An 18,349-nucleotide genomic window follows, 5' to 3' on the forward strand; every position below is an offset into this window, starting at 1 on the left:
GCTGACGCCGAGCCCCTGATGCTTTTTCCGAGCATCGGGGGCTCGGGCATTTTAAGGATGAGCTGTCTCGCTTATTTCAAGGCGAGACAGATCCTAGTTAGCGGCAACTGCCAAGGTGGTTATGACCCATGGCTCGCGCTACGCTCCTTAATACTTGGATGGAACATAAAGCCCCGGCGGCAGGACTTTGCGCTCGTAGTTGGGATTGAAGATCCGCTCCGGTAGGGTGATGTCCTCGTGAGGCACGTCCTCATAGGGAATTTGCTTGAGCAGATGATCCATGCAGTTCAGGCGGGCGCGCTTCTTGTCGTTGCCTTCGACGATATGCCAGGGCGCTTCCGGAATATTCGTGCGCGCAAAGGTTTCTTCCTTGGCCTTCGTATAGGCCTCCCAGCGCACGCGGGATTGCAGATCCATCGGCGACAGCTTCCACTGCTTCAGGGGATCGTGGATGCGCACGAGGAAGCGAAGCTGCTGCTCTTCGTCGGTGATCGAAAACCAGTATTTCACGAGCCGGATCCCGGAGCGAACCAGCATGCGTTCGAACTCGGGCACGTCGTTGAAGAACTGTTCGACCTGGTCTTCCGTCGCAAAGCCCATCACACGCTCGACACCGGAGCGATTGTACCAAGACCGGTCGAAAAGAACGATCTCGCCGCCTGCCGGCAGATGGGGCACGTAGCGCTGGAAATACCATTGCGTCTTTTCGCGGTCGGATGGCGCCGGTAGCGCGACGACTCTAGCAACGCGTGGGTTGAGCCGCTGGGTGATCCGCTTGATGGCCCCACCTTTGCCCGCCGAATCACGACCCTCGAAGATCACGACGACCTTCTCCTTGTGATAGGTCACCCAATCCTGCAGCTTGATCAGTTCGGCTTGCAGCGACAGCAAGGCGCGGAAGTAGTCGATGCGCGGCATCGCAGCCGGATGCGCCTTCTGGTAGATCTTTCGGATCTCTTCGGAGAGAGCCGGTTCCGAAAGTTCCAATTCGTAGTCTTCGTCTAGCGTATCGGCCAATTCCGCTTCGAGCCAATCGGAATGCTCGTGTTCGTTGTCTGGATTGATCAAGGTTCTCTCCGCTTATCGATGGCAGCTCACGATAACAGTCGAGGGCATGATCGCTCCTAAAAACGAAAACATGCCCGTTCCTGCATTGCTGCAAATTCCGCTTTGTTCATGACAGTTGGATGAATGATTGCGGCAAGACGGAAGGTAAAGCACGCAGAACGCCAGATAGCGCCCAGGAGATCCAAGCCGACCCCAATAGGCACATCACATGATGTGCCGGGAGCTCGACTCCCGGACAAATGGTAGATCGATCGCGAGTTTAGCCGAGCTTAACCGGCGACCTCGATAATCCGGCTGCGGCCCAGCGCCTTGAACACCGTCTGTACGATGCCGGCGCGGTCGAGGCCGGCCTTGGCGTTCATGACTTCGGGCTTGGCCTGCTCCATCCAGATGTCGGGCATGACCAGCGTGCGGATTTTCAGGCCATTGTCGAGCAGGCCTTCGGTGGCGAGGAACTGCATGACCTGGCTGCCGAAGCCGCCGACGGAGCCTTCCTCGATGGTGATCAGCACCTCGTGATGGCTGGCGAGCTGGCGAATGAGATCATGGTCCAGCGGTTTGGCGAAGCGAGCATCGGCAACCGTTGTCGGCAGGCCGGCAGCGTCGAGATCTTCGGCAGCGGCGAGACTGTCGGCGAGCCGTGTGCCGAAGGACAGCAGCGCCACCTTTGATCCCTGCTTGACGATGCGGCCCTTGCCGATCTGGAGAATTTCGCCGCGTTCCGGCAGCTCGATGCCCACGCCTTCGCCGCGTGGGTAGCGGAAGGAGATCGGGCCAAGATCATAGGCGGCGGCCGTGCGCACCATATGCTTCAGCTCCGCCTCGTCGGCAGCTGCCATGACCACGAAGCCGGGCAGGGTGGCGAGGAAGGCCGTATCGAAGGAGCCGGCATGCGTTGGCCCGTCGGCGCCGACGAAGCCGGCGCGGTCGATCGGGAAGCGCACCGGCAGGCCCTGGATCGCGACATCATGCACCACCTGGTCATAGGCGCGCTGCAGGAAGGTCGAATAGAGGGCCGCGAACGGCTTGAAACCCTCGGCGGCGAGGCCCGCCGCGAAAGTGACCGCATGCTGCTCGGCGATACCGACGTCGAAACAGCGGGCCGGGAAAAATTCCTGCAGCTTGTCGAGGCCGGTGCCGTTTGGCATGGCTGCGGTAATGCCGACGATCTTCTCGTCCAGCATCGCTTCCTGCACGAGGGCATCGGCGAAGACGCTGGTATAGCTCGGTGCGTTCGGTTTCACCTTGGCCTGCGCACCCGTGATGACGTCGAATTTGTTGACGCCGTGATATTTATCGGCAGCCGCTTCGGCGGGCGGATAGCCCTTGCCCTTCTGCGTCACCACATGGATCAGGACCGGCCCCTGCGCATGGTCCCGCACATTGCGCAGCACCGGAAGCAGATGGTCGAAGGAATGACCGTCGATCGGGCCGATATGGTAGAAACCCATCTCCTCGAACATTGTCCCGCCGGTGACATAGCCCCGTGCATGCTCCACGGCGCGGGTAATGGCGCGGTCGACATTCTTGCCGAGATAGGCGGTCAGCTTCTTGCCGAAATCGCGGAAGCCCATATAGGTGCGGCCGGAGGCGAGGCGCGCGAGATAGGCGCTCATGGCCCCGGTCGGCGGAGCGATCGACATGTCGTTGTCATTGAGGATGACGATCAGCCGGGCGTCGAGCGCGCCGGCATTGTTCAGCGCCTCATAGGCCATGCCGGCCGACATCGCGCCGTCGCCGATGACCGCAATGACGCGGCGGTCGGTCTTGTCGAGTTCGGCCGCCACCGCCATGCCGAGACCGGCGGAGATCGACGTTGAGGAATGCGCAGCGCCGAAGGGATCGTATTCGCTCTCCGCGCGGCGGGTGAAGCCGGAAAGTCCATCCTCCTGGCGCAGCGTTCGGATACGGTCGCGCCGGCCGGTCAGGATCTTGTGCGGATAACATTGATGGCCGACGTCGAAGATCAGACGGTCGTTCGGCGTATTGAAGACATTGTGGATGGCGATGGTGAGTTCGACGACGCCAAGGCCGGCGCCGAGATGTCCACCCGTGCGCGATACCGCATCGATCATCTCGTTGCGAAGTTCGCGGGCGAGTTGCGGCAAATCCCGGTCCTCCAGCTTTCGCAGGTCGGAAGGATAGTGGACCTGGTCCAGCAGGGGCGTCTCTGGCATGTGTGTCAAGGCTGAAGCCTCTTTCTTGCTATTCTTGGGCGGCGGCCCGCCTTTATGTCAAAACAGATTGCGTCAGAAGGTGACGAATTCAAGGACTGCCTGAACAAGAAACATTTGGCATTGTTATGAACCCGTTAGCTTTCCGGCAAAGGAATAAACTCTTCCTCGTCTCCCGGCACGATGTCGAAACGGCCGGTGCGCCATTCTTCCTTGGCCTTTTCGATGCGTTCCTTGGAAGAAGACACGAAATTCCACCAGATATAGCGCTTCGAATTGAGCGCCGCACCCCCAAAAAGCATAAGATGACAGCCTTTCTCAGCCGTCTCCAGGGTAATGGCATCGCCGGGGCGGAAGACAAGAAGCTGATCCTGCTCGAAACGGTCGCCCGCAACGATCAACGAGCCGGAGAGAATATAGACCGCACGTTCCTCATGTCCTGCACCGAACGGGAACTTCACGCCGGGCTGAAGCTGAAGATCGACATAGAGCGTGTCGGAGAAGGATTTTACCGGCGAGGTCACGCCCTCGAAGCTGCCGATGACCACGCGGCCGGTCGCCCGGCCGTCGTTGATCAGCGGCAGATCGCTCTTTTCAGTATGGGTAAAGGCCGGATCAATCTCTTCCTTGTCGTCCGGTAGGGCGAGCCAGGTTTGCAGCCCGGACATCGCCAGCGGATGACCGCGCAGATTGTCCGGCGTGCGCTCGGAATGCACGATACCGCGCCCTGCCGTCATCAGGTTTATATCGCCGGGACGAATGACCTTTTCCGTGCCGAGACTATCCATATGGCGGATTTCGCCGTCGAAGAGATAGGTGACGGTCGACAGGCCGATATGCGGATGCGGCCTGACATCCAGCGCTTCGCCGGGTCGCAGCACCGCCGGACCCATGCGATCGAAAAAGATGAACGGTCCCACCAGCCGACGCCGGCTGCTCGGAAGTGCCCGTCGCACGAAGAAGCCGCCGAGATCGCTGGTGCGCGGAATGATGAGATGCTCGATCGCGTCGCAGGCGAAGACATCGCCGGGCAGCGGATCTTTTCCAGGGAAGAAGGACATGACGAGCGCTCCATTCGGTTGAAAGCAACCTAACGGCAATATGTCGGAAACTCAAATTTTGCGCGCGTAAGCCCTACTGCCCGTCCAGCGGCTCCGTGCCCTGAGGCTTGCCGGCGCGGTCGAGCCTGATCTTCTCGATGCGGTTCTCCGCTGCCGAGAGCAGAGTCTCGCAATGCTTTTTCAGCGCTTCGCCGCGTTCGTAAATGGCGATGGATTCATCCAGCGCTACGTCGCCGCGTTCCAGCCGCGCGACGATGCTTTCAAGCTCCGCCACGGCCTTTTCGAATGAATAGCCGGAGACATCCACTTTAGCGCTTTCGCTCATCATCAACCCTTCATCATACGCAGAATATGCAGGCCCGCCGATTCGGCGAGGCCTTCCAGATCATAGCCGCCTTCGAGCAGGCTGACGACCCGGTTCTTGGCGCTGCGGTCGGCGGCTTCCAGGATACGCCCGGTCGCCCAGTCGAAATCCTCACCGGTGAGATTCAATTGCGCCAGGGGATCGCGATGATGGGCGTCGAAGCCGGCCGAGATGATGATGAGGTCGGGGCGGAAATCGTCGAGCGCCGGCAGCACGCGCGATTTGAAGGCCTCGCGGAAATGGTCGCCACCGGTATTGGGCGAAAGCGGCGCGTTCACGATGGTATTATGCGTGCCGCGCTCGTCCTTTTTGCCGGTGCCGGGATAAAGAGGCATTTGGTGCGTGGAGCAGAAAAGTACCGAGGGATCGTCCCAGAAGATGTCCTGCGTGCCGTTGCCGTGATGCACGTCCCAATCGACGATGGCAACGCGCTCGGCTCCATGGGCTTTCTGCGCATGGCGGGCGGCGATCGCCACATTGTTGAAGAAGCAGAAGCCCATCGCCTTGTTCTTCTCGGCGTGGTGGCCGGGAGGACGGGCCGCAACGAAGACATTGTCGGCCGCGCCCGAGAACACATCGTCGACTGCCGCCATGGCTCCCCCGACGCCATGCATGATCGCCTGCAACGTCTTCGGGCTGGCATAGGTATCGGCTTCGAGCTGGTTGATCTCGTCCTCGTCACCCCCGTCGGGGATCGAGCGCAGGACGAAAGTCAGGTGCTCTTCCGGATGGGCAAGCAGCACCGCGTCCTCATGGGCGAGCGGCGCCTTGCGCCGGTCCAACCTCTCGAAGTTCGGATGCTCCAACGCGATATTCAAAGACCGCAGCCGGTCGGGCCTTTCCGGATGACCCGGCGGGGTAAGGTGTTCCAGAAAAATCGGGTGCTCGTAAAGACGTGTGCTCATGAAACCAATCTACAGACGAGATATGACATCTGCTACCGGACATGGGCAGTATCACCACAATGTCAACAATCCATCTTAACCACGTTGAGCTACCGACCGTTTACTTCTTGAGGCGCGATGTTAAGCTTTCATTAAGGTGCAAGCCGCGCCAGCCGAGGTTTTGCGTTATGATGGGTATCGAACGATCTGATGTCATCGAGATGCGAATACCGCCTCGCGATGTCGACAGGCAGGGGCATATGTTCATCGCCTCCTACATCTCCCAGGCGGAAACGGCGTTGTCGAATTTTTGGCGCGCCCGGCCGCTGGTGAGCGACGAACCGGTCTACATTGCCACCAAGGCCTCGTGCGCGCTGCACAGGGCGCTGCGCTATGACGATCTCGCCCGCTTTTCGGTCAGCGTCAACAAGATCGGCGGCAAGTCGATCGGCTTCATGGTCATGGTCGAAACCGGCAATGAGCTGGCGGCTGAGGTGGAAATCCTCTGGCTCGCCGTGCGCGGCGAGGAACACGATCCCGTGCCGCTGCCCGAAGATACCCGCGACTGGCTCTACAAGTATCTGGATTGACCTTCTGGTCGATCAAAATCCTTTCCGTAAACCCCGTCGCCTTCCTTGCTTCGCGGTCCTTCCGTTTGGGATCATGCTCAGCTCCGCTGCGGCAAGAGGGGATAGCCGACCATGACGGCGCGGCCGACAAGGGCAGCGACGGCAGCCTTGACGAGATCGCCGGGAACGAAGCCCATCGACCCCAAGAATGCTTTGCTGAAACCGAGATTGGCCGCGATTGCAAGCCAGGCAATGCCGAAAGCGTAGAGAACCACGACGCCGCCGATTACGGAAGCGGTGAAGAAGCCGATGCCCTGGGCAGGGCCCGACTGCTCGCCCTTCACCAGCCGTTCGGAAAGATAACCGGTGACGTAGGCGGCGAAGATCCAGCCGATAAAGAAGCCGGCTGTCGGACCGGCGAAGACGGCAAGGCCGCCGCGTCCGCCTGACAGCACCGGCAGGCCGATCGCCACCAGCAGGACGACGATCAACACCGCAATTGTACCGCGCTTCGCGCCAAGTACTACGCCCGCAAGCATCACGCCGAGCGACTGCGCAGTGATCGGCACCGGAATGATGCCGATCGAAATCGGCGGCAGCAAGCCGAGCGCCACGATGATGGCGGCAAAAAGCGCAGAGAGGACGAGGTCGCGGGTGGTCATGACGGCTCCATTCGAAAACAGCGTCTTTTCAATGCCGCCGAATGCCGCGGGCGTCAATCGCAGCCGCGATATTATCGGCATCGCGCAGCGTCAGGATGATCAGCGGCACCAGCGTCGTCGTGAGGCGGATTTTGATCCCGCGCGCCTCATGAGCCTCTCGTATGGCGCGGTAACGGTCGAGAATTTCCGGAACGAAGCGCACGACAAGGCCCACCGCAAGACCAATATCGGCAGCCTTCAGCAGGCCGGCCTTTTCCAATGGCGCAGCAAGCGCCGTAATCTCGTCGATGAAAGCGGCGATCGATGTCGTTGCCGTCACCACGGCCGCGAAAAGGACGAGCGCGGTCAGCCGCAATACGGTGACGACGGCGACATGGATAGGATTGAAGATGAGGCTGAACAGCGCCACGACGACAATGGTCAGAATGACCGGCCGCAGCCGCTTCAGCGCTTCGCTCACCGGCAACCCGATGCTGAAATAGAGGAGGGCGCCGATGGCGACGGCGAGGCCGAGCAGCGCGAGATTGTCCGTCAGGAACAAGAGAAGGCCGAGAGCCGCCAGCGTGCCGAGCTTGAGACGCGGCCCGATCCGGTGCATCCACGTATTGGCGTCGACATGCAGCGTCTGCATCAGGCGGCGAACTCCCTGTAGCGCGCGATGGCTTCGGCCGGAGGCGCGTCGGCGATCAAGCGACCTTGATCGAACAACAGCACGCGATCGAAATCCTCTATCAAAGGCAGGTCATGGCTGATGACGATGACATGTTCCGGCAGGCCGGCAATGGTTTTCTGCACAAGCGCCCTGTTCTTGAGATCGAGCTGATTGGTTGGTTCGTCGAGGATGAGGATGTCAGGCCCGGTGACGAGCACGGAACAGAGAGCAGCCATCTGCAGCTCGCCGCCGGAAAGTTCATGCGCGCGCCTTTCTGCCAGGTGGCGGACACTGAACCGGTCGAGAATGCCGTCTACTGCCGCCTCGATGTCGCTCTTGCCGAGTCCGCGCGCCTTGAGGCCGAAAGCGATATCGTCGCGAATGATTGGCAGGATGATCTGGTTCTGCGGCGACTGGAAGATATAGCCGACCTTGCCGAGCACGGATTTTGCGTCGGCAACGGTGTCGAGGCCGTTGACGGTGACCCGGCCGGTCGTCGGCTTGGCGAGCCCGTTGATCAGCCGTGCGAATGTTGTCTTGCCCGAGCCATTGAGCCCGATCACGCCGATGCGCCGCTCGCTCAGCGTCAGGCTGAGCGGCGAAAGCGCAAGCCGCGCACCGAAATTCACGCCGGCATTATCGAAGCGGATATCCAAGCTGCTGGCCCTGTTCCCCTGTGGTATCGCGGTCCTATAGCCCATCGCAACGAATTATCAAATCAACGCCTGTTTGAAAGCATGGGAATTTATGCCTATGATCTTAGCATGACGAATCTGCTTTCAAACCGCGACGCCCGCCGTGTCTTCCTCGCCAAGCAGGGGCTTTCCAACCCGCCGAACCGGGTCTTGACCAAGGCCGGGCTGCTGCAACTGATCCACGATATCGGCTTCGTGCAGGTCGACAGCATCTCGACGGTGGAGCGGGCGCACCACCAGATTTTGTTTTCCCGCAACCAGACCTATCGGCGCGAGCATCTGACCGAGTTGCTTGAAAAGGATGGCTCACTGTTTGAAAACTGGACACATGATGCCTCCATCCTGCCGAGCGCCTTCTTCGTCTATTGGAAGCACCGATTCCGTCGCGAGGAACTGGCGATCGTCGAGCGCTGGCGCAAATGGCGGGGGGAGGGGTTCGAAGCCGCTTTTGACGAGACCTATGAGCGCGTCTTGAAAAACGGTGCCATCACCGCCCGTGAGATCAAAGATGAAAATCATACCTCCGGCGGCTGGTGGAACTGGCATCCGAACAAGACTGCGCTCGAATATTTCTGGCGCACCGGCAAATTCGCGATCGCCGGTCGCTCCAATTTCCAAAAGATCTACGATCTCGTCGAGCGCGTATTGCCGGAAAAATTCCACGCGCCCGAAGTCGGCCATGACGAATTCGTCGATTGGGCTTGCCGTAGCGCTCTGCAACGCCTGGGATTCGCCACGTCAGGCGAAATTGCCGCCTTCTGGGGCTTGGTGACGCCGCAGGAGGCAAAGACCTGGGTCGAGGCGCACCGCGCGGAACTGACGGAAATCCTGATCGAGCCCGCCATGGACGGCAAGCCACGCCCTTCCTTCGCCTTCGTCGATTTCCCATCGACGCTCGACAGCTTCCCCGAAGCGCCGGCCCGCATACGCGTCCTCAGCCCCTTCGATCCGACGATACGCGACCGCAACCGCACCGAACGCCTCTTCGGCTTCTTCTACCGCATCGAGGTTTTCGTGCCGGAGCCGAAGCGCGAATATGGCTATTACGTTTTTCCGCTCCTGGAAGGAGACCGGCTGATCGGCCGGATTGATATGAAAGCCGACCGCAAGGTGGGCACGCTCGACGTCAAACGCCTCTGGCTGGAGCCCGGTGTCCGGGCATCCGCCGGACGGCTGGAAAAATTGGAAGCCGAACTGGACCGGGTGGCGCGCTTTACCGGGGTGGAGAAGGTGGTATTTCTGGACGGGTGGCGCGGATAAGACCTTCTCTCCGCCGGAGAGAAGGAAGAATCAGCAAATCTCGGTCTGGCTAATTTGGATGCCAAACCCTTCGAGGCCGACATAGTGCCGCTCGCGGCTGGTCAGCAGCTTGATCGAGCTGACGCCGAGATCTTTCAGGATCTGCGCGCCAAGGCCGATTTCCAGCCATTCGCTATCGCGCGCCTGCGCCTCGGCATGGGTCTCATGGCCGGCCTGGCGGGATTTGCGGCCATTATCGAAATGGCCGACGCCCACGGAACCTTCCCGGAGATAAACGATGATGCCGCGGCCCTCATCGGCAATCTTCTTCATATAGAAGTCCACCGGTCGGCGCTTGCCGAACAGGTCCTCGGCCACGCTTTCGGGATGCAGGCGCACCGGAATGTCGATGCCGTCGCGGATATCGCCGAACACGACGGCGAGGTGCTGCATCGGGTCCCATGGCAGCGAATAGGTATGGGCGCGCGCCTTGCCGAACGGCGTTTCGATATCGAAGCTGTCGCCGAGTTCGATCAGCGTCTCCTTGCGCTGTCGATAGGCGATGAGGTCGGCGACGGAGATTAGCTTCAGCCCGTTCTGCTCGGCGAATTCCACCACCTGCTGGCCACGCGTCACGGTGCCGTCGTCATTGACGAGCTCGCTGATGACGCCGATCGGCGGCAGGCCGGCGAGCCTGCAGAGATCGACGGCGGCTTCGGTATGGCCGGAGCGCATCAGCACGCCGCCTTCGCGGGAGACCAGTGGGAAGATATGGCCTGGGCGAACGAAGTCCGTCGGGCCGACATTTGGGTTGGCGAGATTGCGCACCGTCAGCGTGCGGTCGTCGGCGGAAATGCCCGTCGTCGTGCCGTGCTTGAAGTCGACCGAAACGGTAAATGCGGTGGTATGGGCCGAATCGTTTTCCGCCACCATGGCGTTGAGGTTTAGGCGTTTAGCCTCTTCGCGCGGCATCGGCGTGCAGACGATTCCAGACGTGTGGCGGACAATGAAGGCCATCTTCTCTGGCGTGCAATGGACAGCGGCGACGATCAGGTCGCCTTCGTTCTCGCGGTCGTTATCGTCCATGACAACGACGATCTCGCCGGCCTCGAAAGCTCGGATGGCTTCGACGACACGCTTCTGGTCATAGGGCATGAAAACGTCCTTACTTCAGCCGGCCGGTCTGGCCGCGATCCCTAAGGTAATGATCGGCAATGGCGCAGGCAACCATCGCCTCGCCGATGGGCACGGCGCGAATGCCGACACAGGGGTCATGCCGGCCCTTGGTGCGCACATCGACGTTGTTGCCATCGGCATCGATCGACTGGCGTTCCGTCAGGATCGACGAGGTCGGCTTGATGGCGAAGCGGGCGATGACGGGCTCGCCGGTGGAAATGCCGCCCAGAATGCCTCCGGCATGGTTGGACAGGAAAATGCGGTTGCCGTCATTGCCCATGCGCATCGCATCGGCATTTTCCTCGCCGGTCAGCTCGGCGGAGGCAAAGCCGTCACCGATTTCGACGCCCTTGACAGCATTGATCGACATCAGCAACGAGGCGATATCCTGATCCAGCTTGCCGTAGATCGGTGCGCCGAGCCCGGCGGGCACACCCTCGGCAACGACTTCGACGACGGCGCCGATCGAAGAGCCGGCCTTGCGAATGCCGTCGAGATATTCCTCCCACACCGGCACCATCTCTGGATCCGGCGAGAAGAACGGGTTTTGATCGACCTGCGCCCAGTCCCAATTGGCGCGGTTGATCTTATGCTTGCCGATCTGCACCAGCGCGCCGCGCACGGTGACGCCGGGTACCACGAGACGGGCAATGCCGCCTGCAGCGACGCGCGCTGCCGTCTCGCGGGCAGACGAACGGCCGCCGCCGCGATAGTCGCGGATGCCGTATTTGACATCATAGGTATAGTCGGCGTGGCCAGGGCGATAGCGGCGCGCGATCTCGCCATAATCCTTGGAGCGCTGGTCTGTGTTTTCGATCAGCATCGAGATCGGCGTGCCGGTCGCAATCATCGTCTCGCCGTCCTCGTCCAGCATCACGCCGGACAGCACCTTGACGAGATCGTCTTCGCGGCGCTGCGTCACGAAACGCGACTGACCGGGCTTGCGCTTGTCCAGCCAGACCTGAATGTCCTCAAGCTTGAAACGCAGCCCCGGAGGGCAGCCGTCGACGACGCAGCCGAGGGCCGGCCCATGGCTTTCGCCCCAGGTGGTGACGCGGAAGAGATGACCGAATGTATTGTGCGACATGGGAAACGACCGGATTGCTGCGGCCCGGCGGCGGCCGCGCCTTTATCTCTTGGAATTGCGGCACACTCATAGGCCAAAAAGCTGCCGAGGCAAATCTTTCTTTCCGGGATGAGTCCGCGCACCCCGAGCCTGCCAGTGCCCATATGGTAAACGAAGATTAAGTCATGCTGTGGATCGTGAAAATACATTCATCAATTGGGCGATGAAAGCCATTGTTGCGGGCAACTTCCGCCATATTCAAAGCGTTACCTAAGGCCAATCAAATTTAGCACCGATATTGAGATCAAAAGGGTACTCCCGATGCGCTTCTTTGTTGCGACGCTTCTGGCCACGGCAAGTTTTCTCGCCCCCGTCGCCGGTTTTGCCGAAAGCGCTGACGTGGAGGCGACGATCAAGAAGGTCGACGAGAAGAATTTCAGCATCACGCTGGATGATGGCAAGAGTTATCAAGCGCCGCAGGACTTCGATTTCACCGGCCTGAAAGCAGGCGTCAAGGTCGTCGTCTTCTATACCGAGGTCGACGGCAAGCGCGTCATCAACGATCTCGACATCGTGCAGTAGGGATCGAAAAATATAAGCTCGGCTGGCGGCGTTCAAATCCAGCCGATGATTTTTATCTCCGGATCGACTTTCAAGATACGATCCTGCGGAATTTCCGCGTCGGCGGCATCCTCTTTCGAGATATCGGCGATCAGCCGGAACAGCGAGCGGATGACGCCGCCGTGGGTGACGCAGACGGTCGGCCGATCGACCGACGTCAGCCAGGAGCCGACGCGCCAGGAGAGAATCTCGTAGCTCTCCGCATCCTCTCCGGGCGGGATGAAGTCCCACTTGCCGGCATTGCGCTCGGCGAGGCGTTCGGCCTGAGTCGCCTTCAATTCCTTAAGTGTGAACCCTTCCCAGGCGCCGAAGGAAACTTCGACCAGCCGCTCGTCGGTGCGATAATCCTTCGGCGGCAGGCCCATGGCTTCGCGCGCAATCTCCATGGTCTCGCGGGTACGCCTGAGCGGGCTTGCGACAAAGTCGAAAGGCTGGTTTTCGAAAGCGAGGATTTCGGCCAGCTCAACACCATTCTGCCGCGCTTGCGCGCGGCCGATGGCGTTGAGATCGATATCTTTCTGTCCCTGCAGCCGGCGCTCGGCATTCCAGTCCGTCTGACCGTGGCGTATCACATAGAGAGGCGGCACGGTTCAGGCTTCCTGTTGATCAATCCTTGACGACAGCGATGTCGGGCGCATCCACTGCCTTCATGCCGATGGCGTGATAGCCCGAATCGACATGATGCACTTCGCCGGTGACGGCCGTGGAAAGATCGGAGAGGAGATAAAGCGCGGAGCTGCCGACTTCGTCAATCGACACCGTGCGCTTCAGCGGCGCGTTATATTCGTTCCACTTCAGGATGTAGCGGAAGTCGCCGATGCCGGCGGCGGCGAGCGTCTTGATCGGACCCGCGGAAATGGCGTTGACGCGGATGCCGCGGCCGCCGAGATCAACGGCGAGGTAACGCACGCTCGCTTCGAGAGCAGCCTTGGCAACGCCCATGACGTTGTAATTCGGCATGACCTTTTCCGCGCCATAATAGGTCAGCGTGATGATCGAACCGCCATCGTTCATTATGCGCTCGGCGCGCTGGGCGACCGCGATCAGCGAATAGACGGAGATGTCCATCGTGCGCGCGAAATTATCGCGGCTGGTGTCGACATAGCGTCCAGTCAGCTCATCCTTGTCGGAGAAGGCGATGGCATGCACGACGAAATCGATCTTGCCCCATTTCGCTTCCAGCGTGTCGATGACGGCATCGATCGTTGCCAGTTCCGTAACATCGCAATGGCCGGCCATGAAGGCGCCGAGTTCCTGGGCGAGCGGCTCGACGCGCTTCTTCAAAGCGTCGCCCTGCCACGTCAACGCGATTTCGGCACCGGCTTCCGAACAGGCCTTGGCAATACCCCACGCTATGGAACGGTTGTTTGCAACGCCGAGGATGACGCCGCGCTTGCCTGCCATGAGGCCAGTGGCTTGAGCCATATTCTGCTCCCTTGAACTTTCGAATGATCCTGCCTATGGCATAGGCCGATCCCCTGTTCAAGCATTGGAAAGATCATCAACTGTTAGGGATCGTAACAAAGGGTGCGGTTGTCACTGAAATTTCACAGAAAAAGCCCTTCGCGCATGCTGCGCATCAAATCGGTGACTTTGTCATCCGGTTTTTCCCACAGCATCAAGCGCAATTCCACCACGAGATTGCCTTTTCCGCCGTGCCCGTCCGGTAGTCCCTGATCGGAGATTCGGATGACCTGATCCGAACCGGACCAGGGCGGGACCGTAAGCTTGACCGGACCGTTCAATCCCTCGACCGTTGTCTCATAACCGAGCACCGCATTTTCGATGGTCACGGGAAGTGTGGTGTGGACGTCGAGACCCTTAAGGGTGAAGCGGCTGTCGGTGGAGAGATGGATGGTGATCGCGACATCGCCTCGCAGCATGCCCGGCAATTTCAGCCCCTGGCCCTTCAGATGCACGACCTGGCCGTTGCTGATATCCGTCGTCGCCTGAAAGCGCGCCTCCCGTCCATCGGAAAGCGGTACGGCAACCCAGTTTCCCTTCAGCATGTCATCGAGGGTGACGGTCGCTTCGGCCGCGATCTCGGGCGTCTTCTCCGGCGCCTTATCCTGACTACCGCCTGTAATACGGCGCACAAGCGAGCCTAGAATGCCGAAGCGCGAACGGAAGACGGCCGGGCCGGTACCCGTTGCGAGTTGCTCCTCTTCGGCAAAGGTCTCTTCGGTCTCGCCGCTATTCTGTTCGCGCTGTTTTTCCGGCTCCCCCGCACTGGCGGCCGTCTCCGCCTGGTTCGGTGCGGTGCGGGCGGCCTTGGCACCGAAAATGCGCTCGACCATATCCTCGGGTGACTCGCTTCCGGAAGCCTGCGGGTTGGCTGCTGCGGCAGCCTTCTGCGCCTTCTGGGCATTGGCGCGGGCAAGCTCTTCCATGATCTTTTCGGCGTTGGCGCGCGCGGCCTTGGCACGCTCCGCGGCTTCGCGGGCTGCCTGACGTTGCTGCATGATGGTCTGCTCGGTGCTTTGGCCCTTCGCTTCGGCCATGCGGGCCACCTGGTCGTAGCGGCTGCGCTTCTGCGGGTCCTTGAGCGTTTCATAGGCGCGGCCGATCTCGGCAAAGCGCTCCGTTGCCGTGGGATCGCCAATGTTATGGTCGGGATGCACGGCCTTGGCGAGGTTGCGCCAAGCCGCCTTGATTTCGTCTGCCCCAGCATCCCTCTTTACGCCAAGCACCTTGTAAGGATCGCGCATCATTATAACCACCGTTTTGAAGGTGTGCCCGGCCTCGTTGTGGCACCCCAAAAGAAGAAAACCATATGGATCGCGCCGCATTCCCTGCTCCCCGGAAGCGAGAATGGTTGACGCGCATATGGTGTGACCTTGCGGGAGCAGTTGCTAATCAGTTGTTATGGCGGACTGCACGCGAGGCTTCGACCTGCCGCAATGGTTAGCCATTCGCTAAGCCTGGATGCGAGACATCGCCCGGGATGCCACGCCCCGCTAAGACTAGCGCAGAGCTTCCGCGCAGGATTTGCCTTGACAATAAGTATAGACAAATCGTTTCATGATAAGGCGAGCATAGCGACAAGCGGAGGGGTCAGGATTTCATGCAGGAAATTTGGATCGACTATCTGAACGCCATTGACACCAAGGCGCTGGCGCTGACCAACGACGAAATCCTCGATGCCGTCAGCAGGGCGCTGGACGCGCAGGGACGCGGCGAAACGGTGATCGAACCGCGCGTTCATCTCGTGCCGGAAAGCTCCGACAAGGGCCATTTCAACGTGCTGCGCGGCTATGTGAAGCCGCTCGACTATGCCGGTGTCAAAGTGGTCGGCGATTTCGTCGATAACTACAAGCAGGGCCTTCCTTCTGAAATGGCCGTGCTCAATCTTTTCGACCCGCGCACCGGCATCCCGAAGGCGATCATCGACGCCACGGCGATCACCGATATGCGCACCGGCGCGGTGACCGCCATCGGTGCCCGCCATCTCGCCCGCAAGGACAGCAGGGTGCTTGGCCATATCGGCGCCCGCGGCACCTCCTATTGGAATGTCCGCCTGCTCGATCACCTCTTCGATTTCGAGGAAATCCGCGTCCATTCCCGCCGGCCGGAAAGCCGCGACGCCTTCGCCGCGCGATTGGAAAAGGATCTCGGCAAGAAGATCATCGTCAACGACAATTGGGAAGACTGCCTGAAGGACGCCGATATCATGATCGAGGCCAGTCGTCTGCCGGAGCCGACGCCGCTCTTCAAGACCGCCTGGGTCAAGAAGGGCGCCTTCGTCGTTCCCTATGGCACGATGAGCGCACTGGAATTCGATATGACCGACATCATGGATAAGGTCGTCGTCGACGATTGGGGCCAGTGCGGTCCCGGCCGCCCCTATGGCGCATTGCGCCGGCATGTCGATGAGGGCAAGGTGACGGCGGAAACGCTGCATGCGGAAATCGGCCAGATCGTCTGCGGTGCGCGGCCCGGCCGCGAAAGCGACGACGAGACAATTCTCTTCTGGCATCGCGGCCTCAGCACAACCGACGTCGCGCTTGGGGCTGCCATGGTCGACAAGGCGAAGCGGATGAATATCGGCCAGCGTCTGCGCTTCGCCTGAAAACGGATGGTTTGAGAAACGGACGGATGGATGGGTGCTGACGTTAAAAGCGTGATCTTCGATGCGTCCGGCGCGGATATCGATGCGATTTATGCTGTCGCCCGCAACAGCGCCGAGGTGACGATCGCTGCCGATGCGCTCGCCGGCATCGAAGCCGCCTATGCCTGTCTCATCCGTCACGCCGGCGAGGGCAAGGCAATCTATGGGGTCAGCACCGGCTTGGGCGCCGCCGTCGATACGCGCCTCGATCCTACGAAGGACTCCGGACAACACCTTATTCCACGCCCCCGTGCTGTCGGCGTCGGGCGCTTTGGCGAATCGGACGAGGTCCGCGCCATGATGGCGGCGCGCTTGGCCCGTTTCTGCCGCGGCTATTCGGGCGTGTCGCCCGAGGTGGCGCAAGCGCTTGCCGGCATGCTCAATCGCGCCGTTTATCCGAAGGTGCCAATGACCGGATCGATCGGCGAGGCGGATCTTCCGCCGCTTGCGCACATCGCCTTGGTATTAGCCGGGGAGGGGAGAGCCATTCTGCCGGACGGCCGCGAGGTCTCCGGCGCCGAAGCCTTGGCGGCCGCCGGTCTTGCGCAGCCATCCTTCGGCATCAAGGATGGGCTGTCGCTGATCTCGTCCAACGCCGCTTCCGTCGGCCTTGCCTGCCTGCTGCTACAGGATATCAGGCGCATTTTCGACGCACATGTCGGTGCGGCAGCGCTGTCTTATGAAGGATTTCGCGCCAGCCTCGATCCGCTGGATCCGCTGGCGATTCGCTTGCGGCCTGGCCCCGGCCAGGGCGACGTCGCGGCAGCGCTGCGCTCGCTGCTCGAAGGGGGCGATCTGACGAAACAAGGGGCCGCACGGCGCGTTCAGGATCCGCTCAGCCTTCGCTGTGTGCCATCCGTCTCCGGCGCCGCACTTCAGGCGCTGAGGGCGGCGTGGACTGCTGTCGAGCTGGAGTTGCGCTCCAGTGACGACAACCCGTCGGTTCTTGCCGATGAAGATATCGTGTTGCCGACGGGCAATTTCGATCCGACCCACATGGTGCTGGCTTTCGACACGCTGGGGCTGGCGCTCGCCCGTCTTGCCGCGATGACAGCCGAGCGGATCATGAAGCTGCTATCGCCGAGCTTCTCCGATCTGCCGCGTTTCCTCGCCCCTCAGGGTGCCGGCGCCAACGGTTTTGGCGCGCTGCAAAAGCCCGTTGCGGCACTGACGGCGGAAATTGGCCATCTGGCGATGCCCATGCCCTTTGGGGTGACGCCGGTCGCCGACCGCGTCGAAGATTATGCATCGCTCGCCATGTCGGTGATCGACAAGACCGGACGGCTGGTTGAGAAGCTGCGGCACCTGACCGCGATCGAACTGATTGTAGCCGCTCGCGCCATCGATCTGCGCGGTCCAATAAAGTTGGGTGAAGGAACTGCGACGCTGTTTGCCACCGTCCGCTCCACCGTGCCGCCGCTTGAGGTGGACCGTTCGCCCAGCAACGATATCTACGCGCTCGCCGATTGCATTGCTGCGGGCACGCTGATCGGCCCGCTTTTGGCCATGGCATAAGACGCGGTCGTCAGCCGGCCTGCTGGAAGCTCAGCAATTGCCATTCTCCCTGGCCGATAAGGCAGGTCTTGCCGAAGAAATTGGCGATGCCCTCATAGGAATGGCGGGTGGTGCGGAACTGGCGGCAGACCTGTCCCGAGGCGTTGTTTTCGACGATGGTATCGATGACGCCGGCACTGCCGGTCGAGGCGTTCGCCCAAGGCACGGGCTGGCCGTTCAGCTTGTTGAGGTCCGCCGAAGTCACGGCATTGCGCACGGTGGTCTCGTCCGAAACGCTGTCCGTCGTCACAGGACTGGTCGGAATGGTGCCGGTCGAAACGCTCCGATCCACCTTCACCGAACTCAGCATGTCCATGCCGCCGCCGACGCAGCCGCCAAGGGAGAAAAGGGAGAGAATGGCAATCGCCATCGTCGCGCCTTTTGCAAGCTTGCGCTTTGTATGAACCGTCGACTTTGCTATGACTTCCACCCGAGTATCTTGGCCAGTGTTGGGGC

Annotated in this window: 19 protein-coding genes; 5 read left to right on the forward strand and 14 right to left on the reverse strand. The window is 60.8% G+C overall.

What is annotated here, in order from left to right; all coding sequences use genetic code 11:
- Positions 1-147: 147 nt before the first annotated feature.
- The 5 genes from ppk2 to K290_RS0103700 form a co-directional block, all read right to left on the reverse strand.
- On the reverse strand, positions 148-1,068 hold the full coding sequence (ppk2, locus tag K290_RS0103680; protein WP_028750622.1) for a polyphosphate kinase 2: 921 nt from the start codon (positions 1,066-1,068) through the stop codon (positions 148-150).
- Positions 1,069-1,337: 269 nt separating this feature from the next.
- Positions 1,338-3,254 carry a 1-deoxy-D-xylulose-5-phosphate synthase gene (gene dxs / locus K290_RS0103685; RefSeq protein ID WP_028750623.1) on the reverse strand — a complete coding sequence of 639 codons (1,917 nt, stop codon included), beginning with the start codon at positions 3,252-3,254 and terminating at the stop codon, positions 1,338-1,340.
- A 125-nt stretch (positions 3,255-3,379) separates the two neighbouring features.
- On the reverse strand, positions 3,380-4,303 hold the full coding sequence (locus tag K290_RS0103690; protein ID WP_028750624.1) for a pirin family protein: 924 nt from the start codon (positions 4,301-4,303) through the stop codon (positions 3,380-3,382).
- A 73-nt stretch (positions 4,304-4,376) separates the two neighbouring features.
- A complete protein-coding gene (locus K290_RS0103695) occupies positions 4,377-4,628 on the reverse strand; it encodes an exodeoxyribonuclease VII small subunit (protein WP_028750625.1) in 252 nt (83 codons plus the stop codon).
- Positions 4,629-4,630: 2 nt separating this feature from the next.
- Positions 4,631-5,572 (reverse strand): histone deacetylase family protein, encoded by a 942-nt coding sequence (locus K290_RS0103700; protein WP_028750626.1) that lies wholly within the window; start codon positions 5,570-5,572, stop codon positions 4,631-4,633.
- Between the two features lie 167 nt (positions 5,573-5,739).
- On the opposite strand from K290_RS0103700, the gene K290_RS0103705 reads away from it, so the two are divergent.
- Positions 5,740-6,141 (forward strand): acyl-CoA thioesterase, encoded by a 402-nt coding sequence (locus K290_RS0103705; RefSeq protein WP_028750627.1) that lies wholly within the window; start codon positions 5,740-5,742, stop codon positions 6,139-6,141.
- Between the two features lie 77 nt (positions 6,142-6,218).
- On the opposite strand, the gene K290_RS0103710 is transcribed toward K290_RS0103705, so the two are convergent.
- The 3 genes from K290_RS0103710 to K290_RS0103720 are packed head-to-tail and all read right to left on the reverse strand — an operon-like array spanning position 6,219 to position 8,090.
- Entirely contained in the window at positions 6,219-6,782 is a 564-nt protein-coding gene (locus K290_RS0103710; protein ID WP_028750628.1) for a biotin transporter BioY, read from the reverse strand.
- 28 nt (positions 6,783-6,810) lie between these two features.
- The gene (locus tag K290_RS0103715; protein WP_028750629.1) at positions 6,811-7,413 is read right to left on the reverse strand and encodes an energy-coupling factor transporter transmembrane component T family protein; all 603 of its coding nucleotides are present in this window, start codon (positions 7,411-7,413) and stop codon (positions 6,811-6,813) included.
- Positions 7,413-8,090, reverse strand: a complete 678-nt coding sequence (locus K290_RS0103720; RefSeq protein ID WP_028750630.1) for an energy-coupling factor ABC transporter ATP-binding protein — start codon at positions 8,088-8,090, stop codon at positions 7,413-7,415. The genes K290_RS0103715 and K290_RS0103720 overlap by 1 nt, the downstream gene beginning before the upstream one ends.
- Before the next feature lie 108 nt (positions 8,091-8,198).
- Here K290_RS0103720 and K290_RS0103725 point away from each other — a divergent pair, with 108 nt between their 5' ends.
- Positions 8,199-9,389 (forward strand): winged helix-turn-helix domain-containing protein, encoded by a 1,191-nt coding sequence (locus K290_RS0103725; RefSeq protein ID WP_028750631.1) that lies wholly within the window; start codon positions 8,199-8,201, stop codon positions 9,387-9,389.
- A 30-nt stretch (positions 9,390-9,419) separates the two neighbouring features.
- Here K290_RS0103725 and ribB read toward each other — a convergent pair whose 3' ends face one another.
- Together ribB and aroC are read right to left on the reverse strand one after the other, a co-directional pair.
- Positions 9,420-10,523: a 3,4-dihydroxy-2-butanone-4-phosphate synthase gene (ribB, locus tag K290_RS0103730; protein ID WP_028750632.1), complete on the reverse strand. Its 1,104-nt coding sequence runs from the start codon at positions 10,521-10,523 to the stop codon at positions 9,420-9,422.
- Between the two features lie 10 nt (positions 10,524-10,533).
- A complete protein-coding gene (gene aroC / locus K290_RS0103735) occupies positions 10,534-11,631 on the reverse strand; it encodes a chorismate synthase (protein WP_028750633.1) in 1,098 nt (365 codons plus the stop codon).
- Positions 11,632-11,931: 300 nt separating this feature from the next.
- On the opposite strand from aroC, the gene K290_RS0103740 reads away from it, so the two are divergent.
- A complete protein-coding gene (locus tag K290_RS0103740) occupies positions 11,932-12,192 on the forward strand; it encodes a DUF1344 domain-containing protein (protein WP_028750634.1) in 261 nt (86 codons plus the stop codon).
- A gap of 32 nt (positions 12,193-12,224) precedes the next feature.
- Here the strand turns inward: K290_RS0103740 and K290_RS0103745 are convergent, their stop codons facing one another.
- The 3 genes from K290_RS0103745 to K290_RS0103755 form a co-directional block, all read right to left on the reverse strand.
- Positions 12,225-12,818, reverse strand: a complete 594-nt coding sequence (locus K290_RS0103745) for a histidine phosphatase family protein (RefSeq protein WP_028750635.1) — start codon at positions 12,816-12,818, stop codon at positions 12,225-12,227.
- Between the two features lie 19 nt (positions 12,819-12,837).
- A complete protein-coding gene (gene fabI / locus K290_RS0103750) occupies positions 12,838-13,656 on the reverse strand; it encodes an enoyl-ACP reductase FabI (RefSeq protein ID WP_028750636.1) in 819 nt (272 codons plus the stop codon).
- Positions 13,657-13,778: 122 nt separating this feature from the next.
- Positions 13,779-14,939, reverse strand: a complete 1,161-nt coding sequence (locus K290_RS0103755) for a DnaJ domain-containing protein (protein WP_028750637.1) — start codon at positions 14,937-14,939, stop codon at positions 13,779-13,781.
- A 356-nt stretch (positions 14,940-15,295) separates the two neighbouring features.
- On the opposite strand from K290_RS0103755, the gene K290_RS0103760 reads away from it, so the two are divergent.
- Both K290_RS0103760 and K290_RS33785 read left to right on the forward strand, forming a co-directional pair.
- A complete protein-coding gene (locus tag K290_RS0103760) occupies positions 15,296-16,300 on the forward strand; it encodes an ornithine cyclodeaminase family protein (RefSeq protein ID WP_028750638.1) in 1,005 nt (334 codons plus the stop codon).
- Positions 16,301-16,330: 30 nt separating this feature from the next.
- Positions 16,331-17,854 carry an HAL/PAL/TAL family ammonia-lyase gene (locus K290_RS33785; RefSeq protein WP_037134880.1) on the forward strand — a complete coding sequence of 508 codons (1,524 nt, stop codon included), beginning with the start codon at positions 16,331-16,333 and terminating at the stop codon, positions 17,852-17,854.
- A gap of 10 nt (positions 17,855-17,864) precedes the next feature.
- On the opposite strand, the gene K290_RS0103770 is transcribed toward K290_RS33785, so the two are convergent.
- The gene (locus K290_RS0103770; protein WP_028750639.1) at positions 17,865-18,323 is read right to left on the reverse strand and encodes an RT0821/Lpp0805 family surface protein; all 459 of its coding nucleotides are present in this window, start codon (positions 18,321-18,323) and stop codon (positions 17,865-17,867) included.
- Positions 18,324-18,349: the final 26 nt, after the last annotated feature.

The sequence above is a fragment of the Rhizobium leucaenae USDA 9039 genome, from assembly GCF_000426285.1.
In the GTDB taxonomy this organism is placed as follows: domain Bacteria; phylum Pseudomonadota; class Alphaproteobacteria; order Rhizobiales; family Rhizobiaceae; genus Rhizobium; species Rhizobium leucaenae.